This is a genomic window from Paenibacillus sp. FSL R7-0312, from assembly GCF_038004445.1.
Classification (GTDB): domain Bacteria; phylum Bacillota; class Bacilli; order Paenibacillales; family Paenibacillaceae; genus Paenibacillus_AQ.
This window is the reverse complement of record NZ_JBBORE010000001.1, coordinates 6621104-6646254: the sequence shown is the minus strand read 5'-3', so window position 1 is coordinate 6646254 and position 25151 is coordinate 6621104. Positions and strand designations below refer to the sequence as shown.

Below are 25151 nucleotides of genomic sequence, written 5' to 3'. Positions count from 1 at the left end.
AAGTGGAGAAGTTTTGGAGGAGGGAATGCGTATGAATAAGGCGTATAAAAAAGGATTGTCGGTTTTTCTGGTGCTACTAATGGTAATAGGAGGAATATCGGGGGTTATTGCACCTGGAGGTGGGACGGCTCATGCTGCGGGAGGCTTCGCTGGAGGAACGGGTACAGCAAGTGATCCTTATCAGATTGCAACGGCCGATCAACTGAGTGAGGTTAGGAACTATTTGGATCCAGGTCTTTATTTTAATTTAATAGCTGATATTGATTTGAGTAGTTATGATAATTGGATGCCGATAGGAGTGAGGATCTATAGTGCCAATAGCTCCAGCAGTTCTCCGTTTAGTGGGAACATGGACGGCAATGGATTTAAAATCACAAATCTGAAAATTGATCAACCTTTTATTGTTTTTGAGGTCGGATTGTTTGGAAGGTCTACAGGGAATATTACCAATATGATTCTGGAAGATATTGAGGTGCAAGGAAGGTACTCATCGGGTGGTTTGTTATCCACTAACTACGGAACTATTAGCAACACTTACGTGACCGGAAGAATCGTGAATGGTTCAGCAGGTTTAGTTAATGAAAACTACGGAACTATTAGCAACAGCTACGCATTGGTAAGTATTACTGGAAATGGAATAAGTGGTGGCTTGGTTGGTAGTAATTACAGCAACGGAATCATCAAAAACAGTTACGCCACAGGAAGTGTTGCTGGAAGATCTTTAGTGGGCGGATTGGTTGCTAGAAACGATGGAACCATTATCAATAGTTATGCCACAGGAAATGTGAGTGGGAGTAATTATTATGATATGGGGGGCTTGGTTGCTTACCTCTCCAGTGGAACCATTAGCAACAGCTTCTACGATAGTAGCACAACAGGACAGACGGATACCAGGAAAGGTACGGGTAAAACAACCGCAGAAATGCAAGATCCAACCACATTTAGTGACTGGGATTTCAGCGAAGATTGGTATATGCTTCCAGGACATTATCCTGAGTTATGGGCGTTTATAGCTTTGACACCAGGAACGAATGCAGGAACGACGAAGTTAACCGGCGTGGCAAGTGGGATGGAGTATAAAGTCAACACAGGCTCGTACACGCCGATAGTCGATACAAGCGTGGACAACATTGTAGTCAGACTAGGCGATAAGATTTATTTACGGGTAAAAGGGGCTGCACAACCAGCGATTGCTGAACATATCCGGAGTGTAGATGCCCAGGATATCAAGATTGTACCTATCCAATCAGCAGCAATTGATGGAGTGACTGTGCCGGTAGCTGGAGAAACTCCGGTTGCGGCTCTGGCGGACACGGCAGAGTATACGGCGGCGATAGCCTGGACTCCGGCAGACGCGAAGTTTACGGGAGCAGCGATTTATACGGCGAAGATCAGCCTCACGCCCAAGCCGGGGTACACTTTAGCCGGAGTAGCTAAAGATTTCTTCACTGTAGTCGGAGCAACCACTACGAATGCAGCGGATTCAGGAGTAGTGACCGCTGTATTCCCGGCGACGGCAGCGATACCTATCACGACGGCAGCGATTGCTGGAGTGACCGTGCCGGTCGCAGGTGAAGCGCCGACAGCATCGATAGCGGACACGGCAGAGTATACAGCGGCGATAGATTGGACTCCGGCAGACACGAAGTTTGCGGGAGCAGCAGTTTACACGGCGAAGATAAGCCTCATGCCCAAGCCGGGGTACACTTTAGCCGGAGTAGCTAAAGATTTCTTCACTGTAGTCGGAGCAACCACTACGAATGCAGCGGATTCAGGAGTTGTGACCGCCGTATTTCCGGCGACGGCACCGATAGCTATCACGACGGCGGCGATAGCTGGAGTGACCGCGCCGGTCGCAGGTGAAGCGCCAACAGCATCGATAGCGGACACGGCAGAGTATACGGCGGCGATAGACTGGACTCCGGCAGACGCGAAGTTTACGGGAGCAGCGATTTATACGGCGAAGATCAGCCTCACGCCCAAGCCGGGGTACACTTTAGCCGGAGTAGCTAAAGATTTCTTCACTGTAGTCGGAGCAACCACTACGAATGCAGCGGATTCAGGAGTAGTGACCGCTGTATTCCCGGCGACGGCAGCGATACCTATCACGACGGCAGCGATTGCTGGAGTGACCGTGCCGGTCGCAGGTGAAGCGCCGACAGCATCGATAGCGGACACGGCAGAGTATACAGCGGCGATAGATTGGACTCCGGCAGACACGAAGTTTGCGGGAGCAGCAGTTTACACGGCGAAGATAAGCCTCATGCCCAAGCCGGGGTACACTTTAGCCGGAGTAGCTAAAGATTTCTTCACTGTAGTCGGAGCAACCACTACGAATGCAGCGGATTCAGGAGTTGTGACCGCCGTATTTCCGGCGACGGCACCGATAGCTATCACGACGGCGGCGATAGCTGGAGTGACCGCGCCGGTCGCAGGTGAAGCGCCAACAGCATCGATAGCGGACACGGCAGAGTATACGGCGGCGATAGACTGGACTCCGGCAGACGCGAAGTTTACGGGAGCAGCGATTTATACGGCGAAGATCAGCCTCACGCCCAAGCCGGGGTACACTTTAGCCGGAGTAGCTAAAGATTTCTTCACTGTAGTCGGAGCAACCACTACGAATGCAGCGGATTCAGGAGTAGTGACCGCTGTATTCCCGGCGACGGCAGCGATACCTATCACGACGGCAGCGATTGCTGGAGTAACCGTGCCGGTCGCAGGTGCAGCGCCGACAGCATCTATAGCGGACACGGCAGAGTATACAGCGGCGATAGATTGGACTCCGGCAGACACGAAGTTTGCGGGAGCAGCAGTTTACACGGCGAAGATCAGCCTCACGCCCAAGCCAGGTTACACTTTAGCAGGAGTGGCTAAAGACTTCTTCACTGTAGCGGGAGCTACAACGACGAATGCAGCGGATTCAGGTGTAGTGACCGCCGCATTCCCGGCGACGGCAGCGGTGCCTATCCAGACGGCAGCGATAGCTGGAGTGACTGCGCCGGTCGCAGGTGAAGCGCCGACAGCATCGATAGCGGACACGGCAGAGTATACAGCGGCGATAGATTGGAGTCCGGCAGACGCAAGCTTTGGTGAAGGAACGGCGTATACCGCAACGATCACAATCACGCCCAAGCCGGGGTATACCTTAACTGGAGTACCCGCCTACTTCTTTACCGTACCGGGAGCAAACACCACGAATACAGCAGATTCAGGAGTGGTAACCGCCGCATTCCCGGCGACGGCGATCGTGCCTGTGACAGCTATTCCCATCAAGGCAGCAGAGATAGCGGGTGTAACTGCACCGCTAACCGGTGCCACACCGGTAACGATGGTAACGTACTCGTCAGAATATTCTGCCGCGGTTAGCTGGTCACCAGCGACGACCTTATTTGCTCCAGAAACGGCTTATACGGCGACGATCACAATCACGCCCAAGCCGGGGTATACCTTAACTGGAGTACCCGCCTACTTCTTTACCGTACCGGGAGCTAGCACCACCAATACAGCAGATTCAGGAGTGGTAACCGCCGAGTTCCCGGCGACGGCAGCGTTGCCTGTCACGGAAGTGCCTGTATCAAACGTTCCAATTACTACACCCGGGATAATGGGTGTGACCGCACCGATCATCGAGACTACGCCGGTAACGACGGCGACTTATTCGCCAGAATATATAGCCACGGTTAGCTGGTCACCAGCGATGACCGTATTTGCCCCAGGCACGGCGTATACGGCGATGATTACAATCACGCCCAAGCCAGGGTATACCTTAACGGGAGTGCCTGCGAACTTCTTCACTGTTGCTGGAGCATCAACGACGAATGCAGCGGACTCAGGCATTATAACTGCCGAATTCCCGGCTACACAGCTTGTTAGTATTGACCCTGGAAGTACTTTCATCCTCCCAACGAATATCATTGTTAGCAGTACCAACGGTACATTAACGCTTCCCGTAAACCAGGCGGGTGAAGTTAGCTTCGAGGATGCCATCAAGATTTCCATTCCCGCCGGAGCTATAAACAAAGAGTTGATATTATCCATTGAAAAGGTGCTGGATCCACAAAAGCTTTTCCCAAATAACGAGCTCCTGCTCAGTCCCGTGTACGAGGTTACCAAAAACTTCCTGGAGAACTTCATTAAACCGGTTAGGTTGAACATTGCCTTTGATCCATCCCTTGTGACAAGCAACCAACTAGCAGCGGTATTCTATTATGATGAGGTGAAGAAAGCCTGGATTGAAGTCGCAGGCGGCAAGAGCGAAGGGAATCACATCATTGTGGAAGTGGATCACTTCGGGAAATATGCAGTGCTCAGTGTAGACGAAGTGACGGGATTGCCAGTAAGAGCGCCGGTCACGGAGAGTCCTACGGAAGTTATCCTGAGTGATGTCGCTGGACATTGGGCAGAAGCCAACATCCAGCAAGCGTTGAGCATGGGCGTGGTTAAGGGTTACCTGGACGGAACGTTCCAGCCGAATCATTCAGTGACGCGTGCGGAATTCGCTGTGATGCTGATGAATGCGCTGAAGCATCAAGGAGCAGGGGCGGATCTGAAATTCGCAGATTCAGCTACAATTGGAGTGTGGGCGCAGACAGCCATCGCACAGGCGGTGCAAGCAGGCATAATTACAGGTTATGAGGACGGCGGTTTCCGTCCGAATGCAGAAATCACACGCGCCGAGATGGCGGTCATCCTCGCCAAAGCGCTGGGTGAGTCTACCGGAGTCAAGCTGACCACCAGCTTCGCTGACGATAAGAATATTCCAGGCTGGGCAAAGGCCAGCATTGATTTCGTGAAGCAAGCGGGTATCGTGCAAGGGAAGGGTAACAACGAATTTGCTCCGCAAGACTCTGCTACAAGAGCTGAGGCTGTGACGGTTCTGCTGAAGCTGCTGGCACAACGGGGAAAATGAATTAAGGATCACGTAATCTAGTAAACAACCGCCCTTTCGCAAACCTGCGAAAGGGCGGTTGTTTGTCGATCTATTCCATTTCCTCCTCAACCGTCTTCGCCGAGCTCGGTGTATTCTTGTTCTTATACACCCACATCGCGTACTCCAGCGGGCGGACCAGCGTTTTGCGGTAGGTACCGCTGACGCCGGAGCGGGCGAAGACCTCGCGGGCCGGCTTCGGGTTGACCTCCAGCTCGTAGATCTTACCCTCGCGGTCGATCGCGAGGTCCAGTGCCAGCTCGCAGCTTGCGCCGAAGCTGTCTTCTTGGTATGCGCAGCGGCTACCTGGCCGGTCAATGCCGATGAATTCCCAGAAGCCCTGGCCGTTCTTCTGCACGAGCATCCGGTAGTCATGGAACCTGCTGCTGGGCAGCTGCTGCGGAATATCCGGCTGGACGAGGAACTTGCCGCTTGCGCGACCATGTTCCGCTTTTAACATCATAAACAATCTCAATCAAAGAGTTTGAGTGGCCCGTAATACAATGCGCCTTATGTTAACGAATCATTAAGTCAAACCGCAAGGCATAAGTACGCTGGCGTGAATTTTGTGAATAGGAGAGAGAAGAGCTTCTCCCACAATAGATCGAGGAAGAAGCTCTTAATTGTTTTTTTTATAGTTCTGGAGTGTCTTTGTAATGGAAAGGTTCAATATATGCATTATGGATAAATTTTGAATAGGATACAATTTAGAATTACATACTAATTGAAATCGGTATTTCTGGAGGATGATCTGATGGATCTAGCTTGGATATGGAAATCTGCTTTTCTAGTCTTAGTCGGAATGATTCTTCTGAGAATTGCCGGCAGAAAATCAATTTCGCAGATGAGTGTAGCGACGACGGTAATAATGATCTCAATCGGTACTACCATAGTTCAACCTATTGCGAATCATGAATTGTGGCAAGCGATAGGCTCTGCTTCGGTATTTATTGTGTCATTATTAATTATTGAATATTTACAATTGAAATTTAATTGGCTTGAAAAGGTGCTTAGTGGCCAATCCAAGATCGTTATTGAAAACGGACAAATCAACATTACTACTCTTCGCTCCATTCGTATGTCAGTAGACCAACTTGAAATAAGGCTCAGAGAGCAAGGGATTACGAACTTCACAGATGTCCAAACCGCTACACTTGAACCAAACGGCCAATTAGGATATGAACTAATGCGGCATGCCAAACCAGTGACCATTGGGGAATTAGAACGTTTGCTCGGCCTGAAGTCAGAAGATGCTTTGGAGCAAGGTTCGCTTTTCAAAGAGGTTAGCCAAAACAACCATGAAAAGGATATCGACCCCACACTGCAGTAAGCTGAAAATAGGATCTTTAGCTTCTTATTCGTACTTCTGCATGATTTGAACCAATTCCCTGATTTCCCCCAGCAAACTCCCGGTTACCGGCGATAGGACGGTTAACGAAGAAATAGTAAGGCGTGTCTCCAGCCCACGAAAGTCGGTCCAGAAGTTCTCCGAGAATAACGGGATCATCGTTTTTACCTTTGAGAACCGGTGTCTGATTAACGACAATAGCTCCAGCGTTATGAAGAGCTTTAAAAGCTTTTTTGGCTTCAGGTGTTATTTCACGAGGATGATTAATGTGTGCCATCACATATATCCGTTTGTCTTCAGTAGAATGAGTCTGAATCAAATTCAGCAGCTCTTGATCTTCCTATATGCGCTCTAAGACTTTCAATGATTGAACGAAGCTTCGAAGTCGAGAGAATCAGACTGTCTCCCCCCCGTTAGAAGTACATTGTTAATCTCGGGGTGACTTGAAATATATTCCAATCCTAGTGTGACATCAGACTGAGCCTCTTTCACATCATTACGGAACAACCGTTTACGGAAGCAATAGCGGCAGTAAGCCCCGCAAACCTCGGATACGATTAGAAGTGCTGTCGTTCTGTATTTATGCTGACAGCCTGGTACAACATAATTTGTATCCTCATCTGAAGCATCCCAGCGGGCATATTCCATTAGCTCTCCTTCACCTGGAATGACTAGTTTTCGAATAGGATCCTTCGGATCGTCCCAGTTAATCAAAGAAAGATAATAGCTATTGACACGGAAAACAAATCTGTCTGTGACTTCTTTAAGTTTTTCTTTCTCCGACTCAGACAATAACTCAATTTTGTTAATATCTGTTATATACCTTACCTATTTTTATTGATTCAGTAATAAGAATCGCCCCTTCTGTATTTGTGAAGGAGCGGTTCATTGCTGTTCATTACCAATCTTTCATTCCTCAACCGTCTTCGCCGAGCTCGGCGTATTCTTGTTCTTATACACCCACATCGCATATTCCAGCGGGCGTACCAGCGCTTTGCGGTAAGTGCTATTGTCGCCGGAGCGGGCGAAGACCTCGCGGGCCGGCTTGGGGTTGACCTCCAGCACGTAGATCTTGCCCTCGCGGTCGATCGCGAGGTCGAGGGCCAGCTCGCAGAGCGCGCCGAAGCTATCTTCGAGGTACGCGGCAGCTTCGATTCCCAGCTTCTCTGCGGTGCGCATGGCCTTGTCGGCCCGCTCTTCGCTGCCGAGCCACTGCTTCAGCAGGGCCTCGGCCCGCATCGCATGCCCGCCGCCATGGAGGTTCGAGGTGACGCTGCGGGCCGCGCCTACCCGGCCGGCCATGCCGGTGAATTCCCAGACGCCTTGGCCGTTCTTCTGCACGAGCATCCGGTAGTCATGGAACCGGCCGCTTGGCAAGCGGAGCGGAATGCCCTGCTGGATGAGGAACCGTCCGCCGAGACACCACTGGCGGACAATCGAATCCAGGCGGCTCAGCGACACCTTGCGGGGCGCGATGATCTGCCGGCTCTGGCGGCGTCCCTGGATATCGTAGAGGGACTTGCCTTCCCGCTGCCGCTCAATTCGCAGGATGCCGCGTCCGCCCGTGCCGTTAATCGGCTTGACGTAGACGACCGGACTGAACTTCAGCATGCGGTGGAGATCGGCGGAAGACTGATATAGAAGAGTCTCCGGCATATGCTGCCGGAAACGGCTTTTCTGTGAAAAGGTCTGGTGGACCGTCCATTTATTACGCAGCGGACGGTTCAGGAAGGTCAGATGATCATACCGCGCGCGGAAGCGCAGCAACTGCTGGAACCGCTGGCTGCGCTGAATCCGGCAGCGGTCATAGATCATATTCGGGAAGGAGCGCCATTTGCGCGACCATGTTCCGCTTTTGACATCATAGACAAGGGCATGGATCTGTTCTTTGCTTACATGCACATCTGCGGGGGTAAACACAAAGACATCCAGGCCAATCCGGCTGCCTTCAATAATCATCCTCCGGTACACGCTCTTCTCCTCAAGCTGTTTGGCGTCATTCAGATATAGCGTGAGGATGCCTAAGACGGGCTCTGGCACAGGAGTTCACCTTCTTGTGGGAGAATAGTAGGTCCGGCTGCAGTCCGGGAGGACCGCAGCAGCAGCGTGGGTTTACCCGTAGGGCCGTTAACCAGGTCTACGGCGGCTAGCCCGCTGTTGAAGCACATTTTCAGGCTGGCCGGGTTATCGCAGGCTACATGGCATTCCAGCTGCCCAAGACGTTCCAGCTGCGCGGTAAGCAGGGCTGTGCCGGTATGCCTCTTGCGGTACAGGGGATGAACGGCTACTACACAGGCCTCCTTGCCGTAGCCGGAGACGAAGCTGACACCTGCGAGCTGACGGCCGTTCTGACCCCGTACAGTGGCAACGAGTAGCGAAACTCCCGGCAAGGCGAGCTGCTCCGGTGTCAGCCGGGCCAGCTGCCTGCATCCGCGAAGCGTAATCCGCTGCTCCCCATACTCCCTCAGGAATTCAAGCAATCCGGCTAGTCTGGAATTCCACTGCACCGGATTGCTGTCGTAGAGTGAGGATATCTGCATGGTGTCACTTCCTTTACGGGTTTAATTAGGCTTAGTCTGGCGGGATAGATGCTGGCCATAATGAAAAATGCGTTCCAGCGACAGCTTGCGGATCGCCGGCTCATCGAATTTCATCGGCCTGGAATTGGCCTCGAAGAACCACAGCCCGCCTTCTTCATCGACGCCGAGGTCCATTGACATCTCGCCCAGCATGGTGGCCGAAGCGCGTTCAATCTGCCGGGCAATCAGCAGCGCCGTGGTGGGGACATTCTTCAGGATGGCCGCAGCCTGCTCTGCTCCGAAGGTTCCCTCCAGCATGCTGGAGGGCTCTTCAATGCTGCCGCCGCGCGGCACATGGGTAGTGATGCTGCGGGCTCCGGCCAGCCGTGCGCCAATGCCGGTGACCGCCCAGGCGCCACGGCCGTTCTTCTGCAGCAGCACGCGAAGATCGAAGGGGCGCCCGTGGTGCGCAGCAAGCACAATGGCCTGCTGCACGATGTAGCGGGATACCCCTTTTTCCCTGACGATTCTGGCCCACAGACGTTCGATGGACGCGGCTTTGTAGGTCGTGTTCTTCTTGCCGCTCTGGATCTGCAGCCGGTAAGGCAGCATAGCATCCATCCGGTATCTCAGCCGCATAATCCCTTTGCCGGCTTTGCCGTTCTCCGGTTTGAGGTAGAGACTGTCGTGATTCTTCAGCATGGCCGTCAGGGTTGCTGCACTGCGCAGACGGCGGGTCTTGGGCACATGCTTTGAGGTTGCTTTGGATTCCTTGAGCCACTCGAAGAGATTCCATTTATTGAAAAATCTCGGGTTGTACAGCTGGATCTCAGGATGCTCCAGACATTCCGCTATTTTGCGGGCGACCGGTGCCTTCTCCTCTTCATCGCGGTTCGGAATCCGGTTATAAATCACCTGCGGCAGCGGGACAGGAATGGAGTACCAGAGCTTGCCGCTGGCAGAGGGGACGAAGCCGTTCACCATCCGCTCCTCCAGCTTCAGGTCGCGGACGGTGACGACATATACCAGATAACCCATTTCTTTGCCGGTGCGGATAATATCGCGGAAGTTATTGCGGTTGCCGCGAAACTGCTTCAGCCGGTCACTGGTCGTCAGGATGGCGATAACGGGCTTGCCGGGGTCAGGGATACGGCTGTTCACAAGTCATCCCTCCTGCGGAATTTGCTGAGATACAGACAATGCTCCAGGATGTGCTCAATGGAAGCTTTGCCCTCAGCGCGCAGGGAGGGGTGGCGGAAGATAGAGCGTCCCGGTTTGGCATTGGCCTCGAACATCCAGATATCCTCATCCTGGTCAATCCCGAGATCAAATCCAATCTCACCGAGCAGATGCCGGTGCTGGATTTCCAGGGATTCTGCCAGCTTGACGGCTGTTGTTTTGGCGCGCTGCAGCACTTCATCCGATCTTGCGCCGAAGACACGGCCCAGTGCCTGCTGCGGTGTAAGCAGGGCGCCGCCGTTCTTCAGGTGGGTGGTGACACTGCCCCGGCCGGCTTTCTTGGCCCCGATGCCGACAACTACCCATTGGTTGCTGCCGTTCTTGTGCATATGGAAGCGGAAATCAATCGGGCAGCCGTCAATCTCAATCAGCCGGATCCCCTGCTGAACCACATAATTCTGCAGGCTCTGTCCGTGACGGCCGCGCAGCATGCGCATCAGGCTGTCGAAGCTGGTGAAGCGCAGCAGCACATTCTTCCCGCTCTTACGGTAACGGGCGAAGTACCCCTTCTTCGGCAGGTAGGTCAGGCGGTAGATGCCGTGTCCAAGACTGCCTGCGGAAGGTTTGTAATAGACAAAGTGGTGGCGGTCCAGCATATCGCGCATCTGTTCTGTGCTGGGATTGCTGTGTGTTTCAGGCACGAAGCGGTTGGCGGCACCGTCATTCTCCAGCAGGCGGTAAACATCCGATTTATTGAAGAAGCTCCAGTTGAAGTAGGGAATCTTCTTGCGTCCGAACCGCTCCCGCAGCTGGTTGATGTATGGGGAAGTCTCCGCTCTGCGGCTGGGCAGACGGTTGTAGACGACATCCGGCAGCGGCACCATCTTACGCTCGAATTTGCCGCCGGCCGTGAGGAAATAGCCGTTGACCTGCTCCTGCTGCCAGTCGATGTCACGCGGCATGAAGGCGAAGATATAGCATTTGTTGCTGCCTTCGCGCAGCAGCTGCTTGATGAAGCCGGTACGGGAGCCAAAAGGCTGTGCCGCGGAGGCGGGCCCGTCGGACAGTACGCCGACCAGCGGTCCGAGCTGGACCTCATCATTCTGCAGGTTGCGCAAATAAATGCCGCCTGATTTCGGAACCTTGATTGCGCTCTTCACTCCCGAGGCCAGGAAGAGATGCTTGCCGGCGCGTTTGATCGGCTTGATCATCGCCGGGATGGCATCCTTCCCAAGCCGCAGGCGGATGTTTTTCTTGCCGGATAATTTCAGGCTTTTCATCAGTTCACCCGAGACATAGACAACTCTTTGGGGCTGCTTGGTGAAATGCACATTGCAAAAAGTGAGACCCATTTATGAATCCTCCTTAGGAACGATTGATATCATTCTCCCGTTGAACGGAGCTGCCGGTGAGACAGCTTGTGGTTTGCCGCTTGATGTAAGCAGCAGATGACGCGCATAGCGCAGCGGATTCTCGGCGGCGAGCCTAGCAGCCCGGCGGTCGCCCGTCAGCCGGAACACTGTGCGCCCTGGCTTGGAATTAGCTTCAAGCAGATAGATTCTTCCTCCGGCATCAATGCCGAAATCGAGACCGAGCTCTCCGAGTCTCCCGCAGGAATCTTCCAGCAGTGGAGGCAGGAGAGCGGCTGCTGAGATCAGCTCCTCATACAGGCTTCGGCCTGTGTTGCCGTATTCGGCAAGCAGGAAGGGCAGAGCGGGAACCGCGGTTCCCCCGCCGTGGAGATTCGAGGTAAGCGATCCCCGGCCTCCCAGACGTACGGCCATACCGGTCATAGACCAGGCGCCGGTACCGTTCTTCTGCATCAGCACCCGCACATCGAACGGCTGTCCTCCGCTGCCGGTGAGATGCAGATATGGCTGTATGATATAGCGGTGCTGGCCGATGAAGCCGTGGATCCAGTCCAGGCCTTCGTCCAGCGTACCGAAAACATATTGAAAAGGTTCGTTCAACCGGTCTCTTCCCCGCAGACTCACTCCGCCGCCTTCGCCTTTGCCCAGAAGTACAGCGTGCATGGTGCGTTTGCCGTGGGAGCCTGTTTTGGGTTTCAGAAAAACACCGTACTCCCTTTCGGCAAGCATGTTGCCGAGTGCTTCACGGCCGCTATAAACCAGAGTTTCGGGCAGTAGGGCAGCGGCTGTACGGCTGCGCCGCAGGATCTCGTACACGCCCCATTTATCCGGGAGTCCGCGTGACCAGGGAAGACAGCGGGAGAGTACAGCCAGGGCAGCGGCTGCAGTTCTTTTCTCCTCCGGAGTCCGGTAGAAACAGCGGTTGTAGAGAATATCGGGCGGAGGTGACTGCGCAGGCACCCACTGACCTTCCTGCCAGAGATACCCGCTGACAGAGGCGCCGTCCTTGGCGACACCTTCCGGATGGAAAACAAGGACCTTCAGATCATACAACGGGGCCGCCCGGCATAGATGACTGCAGAATTCCGGTTCTGCGATGGGAGGATTCCCGTGGCGACGGCCTGTCATAATGCCAAGGAACCCCATTGCTGTTTCGGTCATGATGTCCTCCTTATAACCCGGCCAGATAGCGGCAGTATAGAATCATTTGTTTGACGGAGGGGCGGATCTTCTGGTCGTTCAGCGGTGTATTGTCGTTCTTGGACGGTTTGGAGTTGACTTCTAGCAGCCAGATTCTGCCCGACTGGTCCAGCGCAAGGTCGATGCCCAGCTCCCCGAAATGCGCCGGGATATAAGTCTCTACGCCTCTGGCGATCGCCAGTGCTGCCCGGGGAAGCTGAACCTGGGAGCTTTCCTTCGCTCCGGGCGGTAGATTGCTTTTGCCGATGGCTTCCCGGACCGTACTGAGCGTCCCACCCCGGGCGAGATTAGAGACAAAATGATTACTTCCGGCGGTCCGGGCCACAATGGAGGTGACGCCCCATTTGCCGGTGCCGTTCTTCTGTACGAGTGCCCGGAAGTCCACCGGCCGCCGTCCAAGCTCCAGCAGGGGCAAGCCCTGCTGAATCTGGTAGCGGGTCGTTTTCATCTTCGGGGCAATGGACCCAAAAAGCTTCGCCAGACTGGGATAGCTTTGCTTGCGTGTCCCCAGCGGTGTTGTCGACTGCAGCCGATAGCCGCCGCCGTCTTCTTTGGAGATGCGCAGAATGCCTTTGCCCAGGCTGCCGCGTACAGGTTTCAGGAACACACTAGGATAATTGCTGCACATTCTTTTCAATACGGCGAAGCCATTCAGGGCATGTGACTCCGGCAAATACCGCTGCAGGGCGGGATCTTGTGCCAGCGCTTCGAATACCTCTGTCTTGTCAAGGAACTTTTCATTGAAAAAATGAGTTCCGTAGCGGGATTTTACATCCGCCAAAAAATGCTGTACGCTAGGTTTGTTCTCTACCTTTCGCGTCGTCAGCCGATTGTTGATCACATCGGCCACAGGAAGACTCAGCTTCCGCCAGCCCTCATCGTATACCCAGCCCTGGATGGTAGTGCTGCGCGTTTCCAGCGCTTCCGGGGTAAAGAAATATACATAGGCGCCCTGTGCATGGCAGGCATTGGTCAGTTCCCGGCAGAACATCGTGATCTGGCCGAACACTCTGTCGGGATGCTCGGGATGGTCCCGGCTCACCAGAACTCCAATCATCGGCCCCAGCCGCAGATTGCGGCTGCCTGAACTATAGGAAGCGTTAAGCGTGAGGCGCTGCCTTAAGCCCAGCCTGCGCGCCAGCCCTTCGCTTACGCGCAGGCTGTCGGATTTGGGAACCGGAATAACGGTAACCTCCTGCCGGAAAGAGCCGAAGGTTAGCTGGATTGTTCCGTGCGCCGGTATTTTGAGCCTCTTCATGGATTTGTCGCCTAGCATTACAGCGTTTTCCTGCAGGATGCCCGAGTGGACCGTTTGGACCGGGATCTTGAGTTGGGACATCGTGGATCTCCTTCCGGTAGGCAGCATGATGCCGGCAATATGAATCTTTAGGGTTACATATCATTCATCATATGGAGACATCTGACCCTTGGTGATTGACCTATTCTTTAAAAAGCCGTGCCGGGCGGATTAAATGTCCGGCGGCGGTGACCCGTTCAGCAGATGGAGTACAGGTGCAGGCCGCACAGACAGAAGTCTGGCCGCTGGAGGGGGAATAACGTGACCGCGAAATTTGGGCGGATACACAAAACTTAAGCGTATGCTTACGAAGCGAGTTTTGCGAAGAAGACTCAGGGAAGCAGATGCTAACAAAACTTTTAGGAGGATTTATAATGAACGTAATTGACAAGGCACATGAACTGGCGAGAGCCATTAAAGACAGCACCGAGGTATCAGATATCACCAGCGCGATGAAAGTGATCGAAGCAGATCCGGAGAGCAAGCTGATGCTCGACAATTTCCGTCAGAGCCAAATCGAGCTGCAGCAGCAGATGATGAGCGGAGAGATGCCTCCGCAGGAGGAAATGGAGAAGATGGAGAAGCTGTTCGAGGTGCTTAACCTGAATCTCGGCATCCGCCGCCTGTTCGACGCAGAGCGCCGCCTTAGTGTAGTCATCGAAGATGTGAACAAAATCATCACCGACAGCCTGTCCCAAATGTACGGCGGACAACAATAAGCGCTATAGAAGGGGATTCTCCTGATAATAGCAAGAGGGTGATTTCAGTGCCATTTGGCTCCGGAATCACCCTCTTTTTGATGCTAAGGCCGACATTTCTAATCTAATCCTGTTTGCCTTCAATGGCACAGAGCAGAATCGCGGCAGCTACGCCAATACGTCTATCGAGTACACCTTTGCGGTCCTCGGAGAAGTCGGCGATAATTTTGGTGACAAAAGGGTTGAAGTTCTGCCGGAAGGCCGGGATGACCATGCCGCCGATCTCCACATTATATTTTTGCGGAATCAGAGTAATGACACGCCGCAGAAGCGCCATGAACATACTGTCCTCTTTAATGAATCCGATCTCGGTATCGCCGGTGTCCAGAATCACCCATTCATCTTTGATGATAGACTTCAGGCCTTTGCGGCGGAGTGCGCCCAGAGATTTCCCGGTCTCCGAATCATAGACATCATAGGTGGCGCTGAGATCTATCACTTTGCGGGCTTTAATGCGCAGTAGCTCTCTCTCCATGCTCTCGTCCGTGTACAGGGCGATATCCTCTTTCAGTTTGAACGCCTTCATTTGCGAAAAGAGCAAAAGTTCCTCCGAACTGTTGTAAATATGCAGCTTTGCCCCCATGACGGAGAATACTTTTTTGCGGATTATGTACTCGGACTGGCCCCAAATGTTATTCAATGTAAATTCCTCCTCTTCATGGCTCCATCATCTCACACTCCCGGCATTCAGGCTAGACTTAACCAGGAGGCAGCGGAATCAGCAAGATGAAAAATTAGCAACTTGTCTCATAATCCGAACCTGAAGTTCATAGAGTAGAGATATAGATTCAAGTTCAGCCTGACAACCCTTTAGAACGAAGGAGCGGTTCGACAATGAAAAAAAGAAACAAATTCAAGCATTCCGTGTATCTGCTGGCGGCTCTGGCGATGCTGCTGTACGCGCTGCCGAAGCTGTCTTTTCAGAATGGTCCCGGCTGGGTGCTGGGCTTTGGTATTGTCTGGTGTGCATTTGCCTTCATGGTGATTGCCTCGCACCTGCACTTTATCATCGGAGTGGATGAAGAGAAGCAGAAACGCCTGGAGGCGGTCCGCAAGGCTAAGCTGGAGCAGTGGCAGGGCCAGTGGAACGAAGAAACCCGGGTGTCCCAGAGATTATAGGATTTGGCCGGCGCCTATAGGCAAGCTGAAGCGGCTCACCCCCTGTCTCGCGAAAGCTGCGGACCGGGGGTGAACTGTGTTATAGCTATATTCAAGGCTGTACTTATGCATGCATTATGTGTGTGTTGTTCTAAGTGCGGCTGCCCTTAATCGCCTCTGGTATCGCTTGTCATACAGTTGACATATCTCTTGAAAGAAGCATACCCGTTCTGTTGTACTCCGCTGTAACCAGCGTTATAATGGGTACAGAATAGTACAGATCGGGGTATGGGGGTGTAACAGTTGGAAGGTCAAGGCGATAATATTACAAAGCATGAACAACTGCTGCAGCATATTGAAAGTCTGAAGGTGGGAACGAAGATCTCCGTCCGCAAGCTGGCCAAGGAAATGGGCGTCAGTGAAGGTACAGCATACCGTGCCGTGAAGGAAGCGGAGAACCTGGGAATCGTTATTACCAAGGAGCGGATCGGTACGGTCCGGGTAGAAAAAAAGCCGCGCAATATTTCTGATCAGCTTACGTTTGGAGATGTAGTGGACATTGTCGAGGGACATGTCCTCGGCGGAGCGGAAGGTCTGAACAAACATCTTCATAAATATGTGATTGGCGCGATGAAAGTGGATGCCATGATCCGTTATATCGATGCCGACAGCCTGCTGATCGTGGGTAACCGTGATGATGTGCATTCGCTTGCACTGGAGCAGGGGGCAGGGGTGCTAGTAACTGGTGGCTTCGGTACCAGCCGAGAGGTGAAGGCGCTGGCGGATGAACTGGACCTGCCGGTGATTTCTTCCCGGCATGATACGTTTACAGTAGCTTCAATGATTAACCGGGCGATTTTTGACCGGCTGATCAAGAAGAAGATTATGCTCGTGGAAGATATTGTGGAGGGCAAGCCGCGCCTGAATACGCTCAAAATCTCCAGTACAGTCGGCGAATTACGCGAATTGTCCCTCTCGAGCGGTGAGCAGCGCTTCCCGGTGACCGACGAGTGGAATCGGGTCATCGGTATCGTGGGCCGCCGCGATGTGGAGGAGCTCGCAGAAGGGCAGAGCATCGAGAAGGCCATGGTCCGCAGCCCGGTGACCGCTGCACTGCAGACCTCCCTGGCTTCGGCAGCGCAGATTATGATGTGGGAAGGGATCGACTTCCTGCCGATCGTGGACCGTAACCGCAAGCTGGTCGGCTCGCTGACCCGCAGGGAAGTGCTGCAGAGTCTGCGTGATGCCAGCAACCAGCCGCAGCTCGGGGAGACCTTCGATCATCTGATCTGGAACGGTTTTGCCGATGAGCGCGATGAGGAAGGCAAGCTGTTCTTCCACGGCTTCATCACACCGCAGATGGCAACAGATCTGGGGACGATTTCGGAAGGGATATTGTCCACACTGATGACACTTTCCGCATTTAAGGCGGCCAAGGACATCACCGGCAATGACTATGTGCTGGATAACATGTCCACCTATTTCATCCGCCCGGTGCAAATCGAGCATTCCATTATCGTCATGCCGAAGCTGCTGGAGATCAGCCGCCGTACCTGCAAGCTGGAGATTGAAATCAGTCACGTGGAGACCATTGTGGCCAAGGCCGTCCTGATGCTGCAGTCGATTGACCACGGTTAAAACGCTCAAATATATACATTTAGCAATAGTGTAGGAATACATGCAGTCTTCGCACAGAAAATGAATACAGAACGAATAATATCGACAAGTGCAGACGAATCAGAATCGAATACAGACGAATACAGACTAAATAGACCAGGCTATCCTGTAGTAACCGGGAGAGTAACCTGGTCTATTTGCATTAGGGACTAACTAGGGGAATTGCGGCAAGCCATAGAATAGCTGGTTGGATTAATGGCTGCGAAGCTAAGAAGCTGAACGGCTGAAAAAGCTGAATACTATATGGGCGACGGACTGGACATCTGGTTACATGGACACTGAGTGGATAGGTCTCTATTATGAGCAGCGGGCAGCAAGTGGAAAAAGGGCATCTAATTGTCCCGAACTCCCCGATTTTGGAACAATAAGTGGAAAAAGGACATCTAATCCGCCGGAATCTGCACCAGGGGAGGAAAGCGGACGAAATAAGTGCCTTTTTTCCAACTGCTCCCCTGAAAGGTAGGGCTTGGCCAGTAATAAGTGTACAATTTCCACTTCGCATAGTTCTACCGGAGAGCCGAGTGAGGGAGATGCTGCGATTTAGCTAGCGATTCAAAGATAACTAGCGATTCAAATACCAATGCAAAGATTCACATAGAGATGCAATGACTCAAATAGCGATTGAAATACCGATTAATAGCCGGATTCAAATACCCATTCTGATACCGGTTTCGGATACCGTAAACACTCAGCTCCCGCTGCGGAGCCGGCTGTAGTACCCGTGGCTGCGCAGCCCCGAGAAGATGTTGAAGATACCCAGCAGCAGAAAAGCTGCTTCAATGACAACATTAAGCGTCGAGCCGCGGAAGATGAACATCGACATCAGTGAGAGCGTTACCAGCATTGCGCCGAGCAGCATGTTCATAATTGATCGCTTAAGCCCTTTGATTAGCGGGTCTACGGCCCTCCGGGAGGAGAAACTGTACATGGCGGCGCTGATCATAAAGACGACCAGCAGAACAAACAGCAGATACTTGATGAGCATAATCATGGACAGACAGCTCCTTAGTGGAAGGTGGGAAACGGTGCTTCGGCTATACTCTACCATTCTATGATTTGCCCACTATTGTACCATGATTATGACTCAGGTGCGCTTATAAGGAGCGATCTCCACCCAGATTTGCAGCACACCCTCCATAACGAGCATAGTGCGGATTCTGACAGTATATTCTTTCTCGCGTACAATGTAGATTTTGCCGTCCAGCAGCAGGCGGGCCAGCTTCCCGTCAGAATCGATTTCAAACATGCTGCGCCCGCGCATCGGCTCCAGATCGCTGACCAGCTTCCTGAGGATTTCCTTGACAGTCACCGTGTCTAGCACAGCGGTGCCTTCCTTAACTTTGCTGTCCTCGGTGCGGACCTTAATTTCCCGGATTACGGTGGAGGTATTGTTGTATTTTTTGAGCGTGTCAATGTCATTGCGGTACTCCTCGATCTGTATCCGGAGCTCCTGATTGCTTAGCCAGAGCACGTTGTATCCCATATGATAAATGGCGTTATATACCACGGCGCCCACAATCATTCCCAGCACAAAAACGGCAGCAATCTGCGAGAAACGCCGGTAGCGGTGAAACGGCGGCAGGCGCATGGATTCATCACCCCTTTAAATATAAGAATGTATCTGCTCAGCGCTATCCATTATCCTTCTGTTTCTACTTGCCGCACACCCATTTGACTAACTCACTGCCCATATGAGCGCCCAGAAAAGCGAAGACCAGATAGAGAATCTGCTTGATGGCGGGGGAGAGGTTACCTCCCAGCATATTGCTCTCAATGACCCGCATCGGGTCGATCGTTCCGCCGACGGCGGCAGCCAGTGCCCAGATTTTGATCCGGTCGGCGATATCCAGCATGGTGTGCGTAGGCGGCTGCAGAGAGACCACGGCTCCGATCCCGCCCAGCAGGGAACCGCCCAATACAATGCCGAAGGCGATGAAGAAGTCGAGGACGGCTTTGCTCAGGAAAATATTCATCATAAGGCTCCTTCCCGGTCCAGGCAATTGCTTATCCGCTGCCTGTCCTTATGCGCTTAATCCATTCTATGGGCGGTTCCCCCTCTAATATGATAAAATAGTTTCATCTTATGTTTTGATTTTGGAACTGAAGGGAAGTGGGGATAATGAGCCCTTTCGTGCATTTGCATGTGCACAGCGAATACAGTTTACTGGACGGGGCGGCGCGTATTACGGACCTGGTGCGCCGGGCCGGCGAATACGGCATGAAATCGCTGGCGCTGACGGATCATGGAGTGATGTACGGGGCAATCCCTTTCTATAAAGCTTGCCAGGAGAACGGCATCAAGCCGATTATCGGCTGTGAGGCTTATTTAACCGCAGGTTCGCGCCGTGAGCGGGGCAGCCGCAAGGATCAGCCGATCTATCACCTGATTCTGCTGGTGAAGAACGAGATCGGCTACCGGAACCTGATGAAGCTGATCTCCATCGGCCATCTGGAGGGCCAGCATTACAAGCCGCGGATTGATATGGAAGCACTGGCGGCGCATGCCGAGGGAATCATCTGCCTCAGCGCCTGTCTTGGCGGAGAGGTACCGCAGCATCTGCTGCACGGGCGTGAGGAGGATGCGCGCAAGGCGGCGCTGCGTTACAAGGAGATTTTTGGCGCGGACTTCTACCTGGAGCTGCAGGATCATGGGATGCCTGAACAGAAGCGGGTGAATCCGAAGCTGATTCAGCTTGCTGCCGAGCTGGATATTCCCCTGGTGGCTACGAATGACGTGCATTATATGGACAAGGAAGATGCCGAGGTTCAGGATGTGCTGATCTGTATTGGCACAGGCAAATCTGTGGATGATGAGGACCGTCTGAAGATCGGCACGGATCAGCTGTTCTTCAAGAGCGGCGAGCAGATGGCCTCGCTGTTCCCGCATGTGCCGCAGGCGCTGGAGAACACGCTGCGGATTGCAGAAGCCTGCAATCTGGAGCTGACGTTCGGCAATCATATTCTGCCGGAGTATTCCCCTCTGCCGGAAGGGCTGGATGCCGCCGCTTATTTGCGTGAGCTGTGCCGCAGCGGGCTGGAGGAGCGCTACGCGGATACGCCGCTGTGGGCATCTCCGGAGCAGAAGGAAACGGCCGAGAAAAGGCTGGCCTATGAGCTGGGCGTCATTGAGAGCATGGGGTTCAGCGATTATTTCCTGATTGTCTGGGATTTCATCGCTTTTTGCCACCGGAGCGGGATTGTTACCGGCCCGGGCCGTGGTTCCTCGGCAGGCAGTCTTACAGCATATACGCTGAAGATTACGGATGTAGATCCGCTGAAATATAATCTGCTCTTCGAGCGTTTCCTGAATCCGGAGCGGATTACGATGCCCGATATTGATATTGACTTCAGTGACGAACGCCGCGATGAGGTTATTGCCTATGTCGTGGACAAATATGGCAAGGAGCATGTGGCGCAGATCATTACCTTCGGAACGATGGCAGCAAGAGCAGCTGTACGGGATGTAGGCCGTGCACTGAATCTGCCGTATAACGAGGTGGACAAGGCGGCGAAGCTGATTCCGGGCCAGCTCGGCATCAGCATCACCCGGGCGCTGGAGAGCACGCCAGAGCTGAAGGCGCTGTATGATACCAGTCCGAAGACCAGAGCGCTGCTTGATATGGCGATGAAGGTTGAAGGCATGCCGCGTCATGCCTCAACGCATGCTGCCGGAGTGATCATCTCCAAGGGGCCGCTGACCGATGCCGTTCCGCTCCAGGCCGGCAGTGAGAGTACAGCGCTGACCCAGTATTCCATGGAGCATCTGGAGAGTGTAGGCCTGCTGAAGATGGACTTCCTGGGGCTGCGGACCCTGTCGATTATTGAACGCTGCATGAACTGGGTGAAGGAAATGACCGGCAGCGTCCCTGATTTCCGCTTCATCCCGGATCATGATCCGCTGACTTATGAGATGCTGGGGGCAGGCGAGACCACAGGCGTATTCCAGCTGGAGTCTGCAGGCGTACGGCGGGTACTGAAGGATCTGAAGCCCAGCGGTTTTGAGGATATTGTCTCCGTGGTGGCTCTGTACCGTCCGGGTCCGATGGAATTTATTCCGAAATTCATCGGGGGCAAGCACGGGGAGTTCGAGGTCGTGTATCCTCATGCTGATCTGAAGCCGATTCTGGCCGATACCTATGGGATCATCGTCTATCAGGAGCAGATCATGCAGATCGCCTCCTTGATGGCGGGGTTCTCGCTTGGCGAAGCGGATCTGCTGCGCCGTGCGGTGTCCAAGAAGAAGCGGGAGACGCTGGACAAGGAACGCAGCCACTTTGTGGAGGGCAGTCTGAAGCAGGGCTATCAGGAGGCGGATGCCAATGAGGTGTATGACATGATCGTGCGGTTTGCCAACTACGGCTTCCCGCGTGCCCATGCTGCCGCCTATGGCGTGCTGGCGTTCCAGACTGCTTATCTCAAGGCGCATTATCCTGTGCAGTTCATGGCAGCAATGCTGACCGCGGTCATGGGAACCCACCGCAAGGTGGCAGAGTATGTGCTGGAATGCCGCCGCAGCGGGGTCGGCGTGCTGCCGCCCGATGTTAACGAGAGCGGCGTGCTGTTCACCCCTGTACCCGGCGAAGGCAGCGGGCATATCCGCTTCGGACTGGCTGCGGTTAAGAATGTCGGGACGCTGGCGGTGGAGAATATTATGGCGGTCCGCAAGGAGCGTCCGTTCGACAGCCTGCTTGATTTCTGCCGCCGTGTCGATCTGCGTGTCTGCAACAAGCGCGTGATTGAATCACTGCTGCAGACAGGCGCCTTCGACCGGCTTCCCGGCCACCGGGCCCAGCTGCTGGCAATGCTGGATGAGACAGTCGATGCAGCGGCGAAGTGGCGCAAAGAGCGCGATGAGCTGCAGATCCAGCTGTTCGATGATCTGATTGAGACGCCGAACTGGGAAATCCGTTATCCGGATATCCCGAAATTCTCCGTGACCCAGCAGTTGGAGCTGGAGCGTGAGCTGCTGGGTCTGTACCTGTCCGGCCATCCGCTGGATGACAGCTCGGCCCTGCTGGAGGAGCCGGGGATGCAGAAGCTGATGGATCTTGGCGAAATGGCAGACGAGAGCATGACGGTGACGGCCGGCATGGTCGTGTCGCTTAAGGAAATTACGACAAAGGCCGGCAAGGCGATGGCCTTTGTCGAATGGGAAGACCAGATCGAGCGCTGCGAGGTCGTACTCTTCCCTGAGGTGTGGAAACGCAGCCGCGGCCTGATCGAGAAGGGCGCGCTGCTGGCCCTGCGCGCCAAGGTGCAGCAGGAGGACGAGGGCTTCAAGCTGCTGGCCGAGGAGGTGGCCCCGCTCACCTCGGACAGCGTGCGCGGCCTGCTGCAGCGCCGCAGCGCCGCAGGCGCCCGGCCCGCCTACGCGGGCCGGAACGCCCCGCAGGAGCGCCTGCGGCAGCTCCTGCAGCCCGTACGGGCGCCGCTGGCCCCGGCGCCCGCAGCGGCAGTGCAGCTGGCGCAGCCGCTGCACCGGGCACGCGCACACCGGCGGCACAGCCGCCCGGTGCGCGCGCTAACGCGGCCGCTGCGCAGGCCGCGCCTAAGGCCCCGGCCGCGTCAGATACGCGGCCGGGAAGCCCTGCCCCGCTGCGCACGGGGCAGCCCGCTTCTGCTGAGCGCTCCGCAAGCTCAGCGCAGAGCACCCAGCGTGTCTTCATCAAGATCACGCCGGGTGCTGAGCTCAAAGGTCTGCTGCCGCGCCTCCAGGCGCTGCTGCAGACCCATCCGGGACCAGCCGCGACGCTGCTGTTCTATGAGCGCAACCAGAAGGTGCTGGCACTCAGCGACAGCTACCGGATCGAGCCCTCGGAGGAGCTGTTTGCGGCAATAGAGAGCATGCTGGGAGCCGGAACCGTCAGAATCAGGTAGAAAAATAAGCACATTTCCGCCCTTTTCCGCATACATTAGGGAACCACAGGGCATTGTCCCGTGCGGAAAGGGGAATCACATCATGTCCTATCAATTGGCAGCAGACCTGCTGGAGCGCCGGGGAGTTTCGCTTGATTCTATCGCTGAGATCGTATATATTCTGCAATCGGCCTATTATCCCGATTTGACTGAGGAAGAGTGCCTCGTAAGCGTCAAGGCGGTGCTGGGCAAAAGAGAAGTACAGTACACGCTGATGACAGGTGTCGCGCTGGATGAGCTGGCGGAGAAGAAGCTGCTGCCGCAGCCGCTTCAGGCAGTGCTGGAGGCGGATGAATCGCTCTACGGGGCAGACGAGACTCTGGCGCTAGGCATCACGGGTGTATACGGGATGATCGGGCTGACAGGTTTCGGTTATCTGGACAAAATAAAGCTTGGAATTATCGGCAAATTGAATGATGATAAGGGTAGCATTCATGTATTTCTTGATGATCTGGTAGCCGGGATTGCAGCTGCGGCATCGGCCAGAATTGCCCACCGCCACGAAGGGGCGAAGGTCTATTCTCCTGCCTCCGGAGAGGCATAATTGCAGCTCTTGCATTTGTTGGAAGCGGCCTCCCGGTCCAGCAGCCATCCTGCCGAGCCTGTTGCGGGAAAAAAGAAAACTGTGTTATCATGATTCCATTATATACAGGATACGGCTGGGATTTGAGATTAGGGAGGCCTTGCAGGGCATGTGGACGGTAATCTATATAGCGCCGACCGCCAAAGTGGCGGAGATGATTCAGAGGAAGCTTACGGAAGAAGGATTTCTGATAAAATGCCGTCCGATTAATATGTCCAAGCAGCAGTTTGAGATTCTGGTTCCTTCAGGAGAGCTTGAAGAAGTGCAGGAGGTCCTGAATCTGATTCTGCATCCTTGAGAATTACAACTTAGAGATACATGAGCGGTCATGACAGCGGCAAGCTGCTATCTACGCAAATAAACGGCTGAAGAGGTGCGACCCTTGTTCAAAGATTTATTTCAGAAAAAACGGAAGTACGCGATCATTCCTTCAGAGCGTCTGGAGCGAAGCGGCGGACCGGCGGAAGGCGAGCGCCCCAAACGTGAGATTCCAGAAGGACTTATGAACAAATGCAACAAATGCGGAACGATCCAGTACAGCAAGGAACTGGAGAAGAATTTGAAAATATGCCCATCCTGCGGCTATCATATGCGCCTGAACGCTTCGGAACGGATTGCGATGACGCTGGACCCTGAAGGGTTCATTGAGTTTGACAGCGAAATGGCGTCCGTTGATCCGCTGCAGTTCCCCGGCTATGCCTCTAAGCTGGAACAACAGCAGTCCAAAACTGGACAGGTTGAAGCTGTAATCACCGGCCAGGGCACTATTGGCGGCCATCCGGTTATTGTTGCGGTGATGAACTTTGAGTTCTTCTCCGGGAGCATGGGGTCCGTAGTCGGCGAGAAGATTACCAGAGCGGTTGAAGAAGCAACAGAGCGGAGACTTCCGATGCTGATCTTCTCCACTTCGGGCGGAGCGAGAATGCAGGAGAGCATCCTCAGTCTCATGCAGATGGCGAAGACAAGTAGCGCACTGGCCCGGTTCAGTGAAGCCGGAGGCCTGTATATTTCCGTAATTACTGATCCGACCACAGGCGGGGTGTCGGCGAGTTTCGCCAGCCTGGGTGATATTATTATTGCCGAGCCCGGTGCGGTATTCGGTTTTGCCGGACGGATTGTGATTGAACAGACGATCCGCCAGAAGCTGCCGGAAGATTTCCAGACAGCGGAATTCAATTTGCAGCACGGCCAGCTGGATATGGTTGTGCACCGCAAGGAAATGCGCTCCACGTTAACTAAGCTGCTGGAGCTGCATGATGTGAAAGGGGGATTTTAG

The 25151-nt window shown here is 54.0% G+C and carries 20 protein-coding genes and 2 pseudogenes; 10 read left to right on the top strand and 12 right to left on the bottom strand.

Annotated elements, in window-relative coordinates; translation table 11 throughout:
- Nucleotides 1–25 precede the first annotated feature (25 nt).
- Both MKX70_RS33495 and MKX70_RS28930 read left to right on the top strand, forming a co-directional pair.
- Nucleotides 26–778: pseudogene (locus MKX70_RS33495) on the top strand (GLUG motif-containing protein); the annotation flags it as partial.
- Nucleotides 779–808: 30 nt separating this feature from the next.
- Nucleotides 809–4912 (top strand): S-layer homology domain-containing protein, encoded by a 4104-nt coding sequence (locus MKX70_RS28930; RefSeq protein ID WP_340841364.1) that lies wholly within the window; start codon nucleotides 809–811, stop codon nucleotides 4910–4912.
- Between the two features lie 70 nt (nucleotides 4913–4982).
- Here the strand turns inward: MKX70_RS28930 and MKX70_RS28925 are convergent, their stop codons facing one another.
- Nucleotides 4983–5393: a YheC/YheD family protein gene (locus MKX70_RS28925; RefSeq protein WP_042234590.1), complete on the bottom strand. Its 411-nt coding sequence runs from the start codon at nucleotides 5391–5393 to the stop codon at nucleotides 4983–4985.
- Nucleotides 5394–5684: 291 nt separating this feature from the next.
- Here MKX70_RS28925 and MKX70_RS28920 point away from each other — a divergent pair, with 291 nt between their 5' ends.
- Nucleotides 5685–6260, top strand: coding sequence for a DUF421 domain-containing protein (locus tag MKX70_RS28920; protein ID WP_042234592.1), 576 nt, complete (start codon nucleotides 5685–5687; stop codon nucleotides 6258–6260).
- A gap of 73 nt (nucleotides 6261–6333) precedes the next feature.
- Here MKX70_RS28920 and MKX70_RS28915 read toward each other — a convergent pair.
- From MKX70_RS28915 to MKX70_RS28885, 7 genes and pseudogenes are all read right to left on the bottom strand, one after another.
- Nucleotides 6334–7097 (bottom strand): annotated as a pseudogene (locus tag MKX70_RS28915) (KamA family radical SAM protein); the annotation flags it as partial.
- Nucleotides 7098–7187: 90 nt separating this feature from the next.
- Entirely contained in the window at nucleotides 7188–8318 is a 1131-nt protein-coding gene (locus MKX70_RS28910) for a YheC/YheD family endospore coat-associated protein (protein WP_042234600.1), read from the bottom strand.
- The gene (locus tag MKX70_RS28905; RefSeq protein ID WP_042234602.1) at nucleotides 8300–8818 is read right to left on the bottom strand and encodes a GNAT family N-acetyltransferase; all 519 of its coding nucleotides are present in this window, start codon (nucleotides 8816–8818) and stop codon (nucleotides 8300–8302) included. The genes MKX70_RS28910 and MKX70_RS28905 overlap by 19 nt, the downstream gene beginning before the upstream one ends.
- 21 nt (nucleotides 8819–8839) lie before the next feature.
- On the bottom strand, nucleotides 8840–9958 hold the full coding sequence (locus MKX70_RS28900) for a YheC/YheD family endospore coat-associated protein (protein ID WP_042234604.1): 1119 nt from the start codon (nucleotides 9956–9958) through the stop codon (nucleotides 8840–8842).
- Nucleotides 9955–11328 carry a YheC/YheD family endospore coat-associated protein gene (locus MKX70_RS28895; RefSeq protein WP_042234605.1) on the bottom strand — a complete coding sequence of 458 codons (1374 nt, stop codon included), beginning with the start codon at nucleotides 11326–11328 and terminating at the stop codon, nucleotides 9955–9957. The genes MKX70_RS28900 and MKX70_RS28895 overlap by 4 nt, the downstream gene beginning before the upstream one ends.
- A complete protein-coding gene (locus MKX70_RS28890) occupies nucleotides 11329–12507 on the bottom strand; it encodes a YheC/YheD family endospore coat-associated protein (RefSeq protein ID WP_052416197.1) in 1179 nt (392 codons plus the stop codon). It abuts the gene before it with no gap.
- A 10-nt stretch (nucleotides 12508–12517) separates the two neighbouring features.
- A complete protein-coding gene (locus MKX70_RS28885) occupies nucleotides 12518–13885 on the bottom strand; it encodes a YheC/YheD family endospore coat-associated protein (RefSeq protein WP_042234608.1) in 1368 nt (455 codons plus the stop codon).
- A 332-nt stretch (nucleotides 13886–14217) separates the two neighbouring features.
- Between MKX70_RS28885 and MKX70_RS28880 the strand changes: the two genes are divergently transcribed.
- Complete coding sequence (locus MKX70_RS28880) at nucleotides 14218–14562, top strand: YlbF family regulator (protein WP_042234622.1); 345 nt, start codon at nucleotides 14218–14220, stop codon at nucleotides 14560–14562.
- 103 nt (nucleotides 14563–14665) lie between these two features.
- Here the strand turns inward: MKX70_RS28880 and MKX70_RS28875 are convergent, their stop codons facing one another.
- Complete coding sequence (locus MKX70_RS28875; protein WP_042234624.1) at nucleotides 14666–15241, bottom strand: hypothetical protein; 576 nt, start codon at nucleotides 15239–15241, stop codon at nucleotides 14666–14668.
- Nucleotides 15242–15435: 194 nt separating this feature from the next.
- On the opposite strand from MKX70_RS28875, the gene MKX70_RS28870 reads away from it, so the two are divergent.
- Together MKX70_RS28870 and MKX70_RS28865 are read left to right on the top strand one after the other, a co-directional pair.
- On the top strand, nucleotides 15436–15720 hold the full coding sequence (locus MKX70_RS28870) for a hypothetical protein (protein ID WP_042234626.1): 285 nt from the start codon (nucleotides 15436–15438) through the stop codon (nucleotides 15718–15720).
- 282 nt (nucleotides 15721–16002) lie between these two features.
- Nucleotides 16003–17337: a DRTGG domain-containing protein gene (locus tag MKX70_RS28865; protein WP_340841363.1), complete on the top strand. Its 1335-nt coding sequence runs from the start codon at nucleotides 16003–16005 to the stop codon at nucleotides 17335–17337.
- Between the two features lie 727 nt (nucleotides 17338–18064).
- Here the strand turns inward: MKX70_RS28865 and MKX70_RS28860 are convergent.
- The 3 genes from MKX70_RS28860 to MKX70_RS28850 all read right to left on the bottom strand — a co-directional run bounded on the left by MKX70_RS28860 (nucleotide 18065) and on the right by MKX70_RS28850 (nucleotide 19349).
- Nucleotides 18065–18367 carry a YtpI family protein gene (locus tag MKX70_RS28860; RefSeq protein WP_340841362.1) on the bottom strand — a complete coding sequence of 101 codons (303 nt, stop codon included), beginning with the start codon at nucleotides 18365–18367 and terminating at the stop codon, nucleotides 18065–18067.
- Between the two features lie 93 nt (nucleotides 18368–18460).
- Nucleotides 18461–18964 carry a hypothetical protein gene (locus MKX70_RS28855; protein ID WP_042234632.1) on the bottom strand — a complete coding sequence of 168 codons (504 nt, stop codon included), beginning with the start codon at nucleotides 18962–18964 and terminating at the stop codon, nucleotides 18461–18463.
- Between the two features lie 64 nt (nucleotides 18965–19028).
- Nucleotides 19029–19349, bottom strand: a complete 321-nt coding sequence (locus tag MKX70_RS28850; RefSeq protein WP_039309559.1) for a YtrH family sporulation protein — start codon at nucleotides 19347–19349, stop codon at nucleotides 19029–19031.
- A 146-nt stretch (nucleotides 19350–19495) separates the two neighbouring features.
- On the opposite strand from MKX70_RS28850, the gene MKX70_RS28845 reads away from it, so the two are divergent.
- The 4 genes from MKX70_RS28845 (at nucleotide 19496) to accD (ending at nucleotide 25151) form a co-directional block, all read left to right on the top strand.
- Nucleotides 19496–23215 carry a DNA polymerase III subunit alpha gene (locus tag MKX70_RS28845; RefSeq protein WP_445323688.1) on the top strand — a complete coding sequence of 1240 codons (3720 nt, stop codon included), beginning with the start codon at nucleotides 19496–19498 and terminating at the stop codon, nucleotides 23213–23215.
- Between the two features lie 120 nt (nucleotides 23216–23335).
- The gene (locus MKX70_RS28840; protein WP_039307658.1) at nucleotides 23336–23836 is read left to right on the top strand and encodes a phosphatidylglycerophosphatase A family protein; all 501 of its coding nucleotides are present in this window, start codon (nucleotides 23336–23338) and stop codon (nucleotides 23834–23836) included.
- 148 nt (nucleotides 23837–23984) lie between these two features.
- The gene (locus MKX70_RS28835) at nucleotides 23985–24173 is read left to right on the top strand and encodes a hypothetical protein (protein WP_036700684.1); all 189 of its coding nucleotides are present in this window, start codon (nucleotides 23985–23987) and stop codon (nucleotides 24171–24173) included.
- Nucleotides 24174–24257: 84 nt separating this feature from the next.
- Entirely contained in the window at nucleotides 24258–25151 is an 894-nt protein-coding gene (gene accD / locus MKX70_RS28830; RefSeq protein WP_039307665.1) for an acetyl-CoA carboxylase, carboxyltransferase subunit beta, read from the top strand.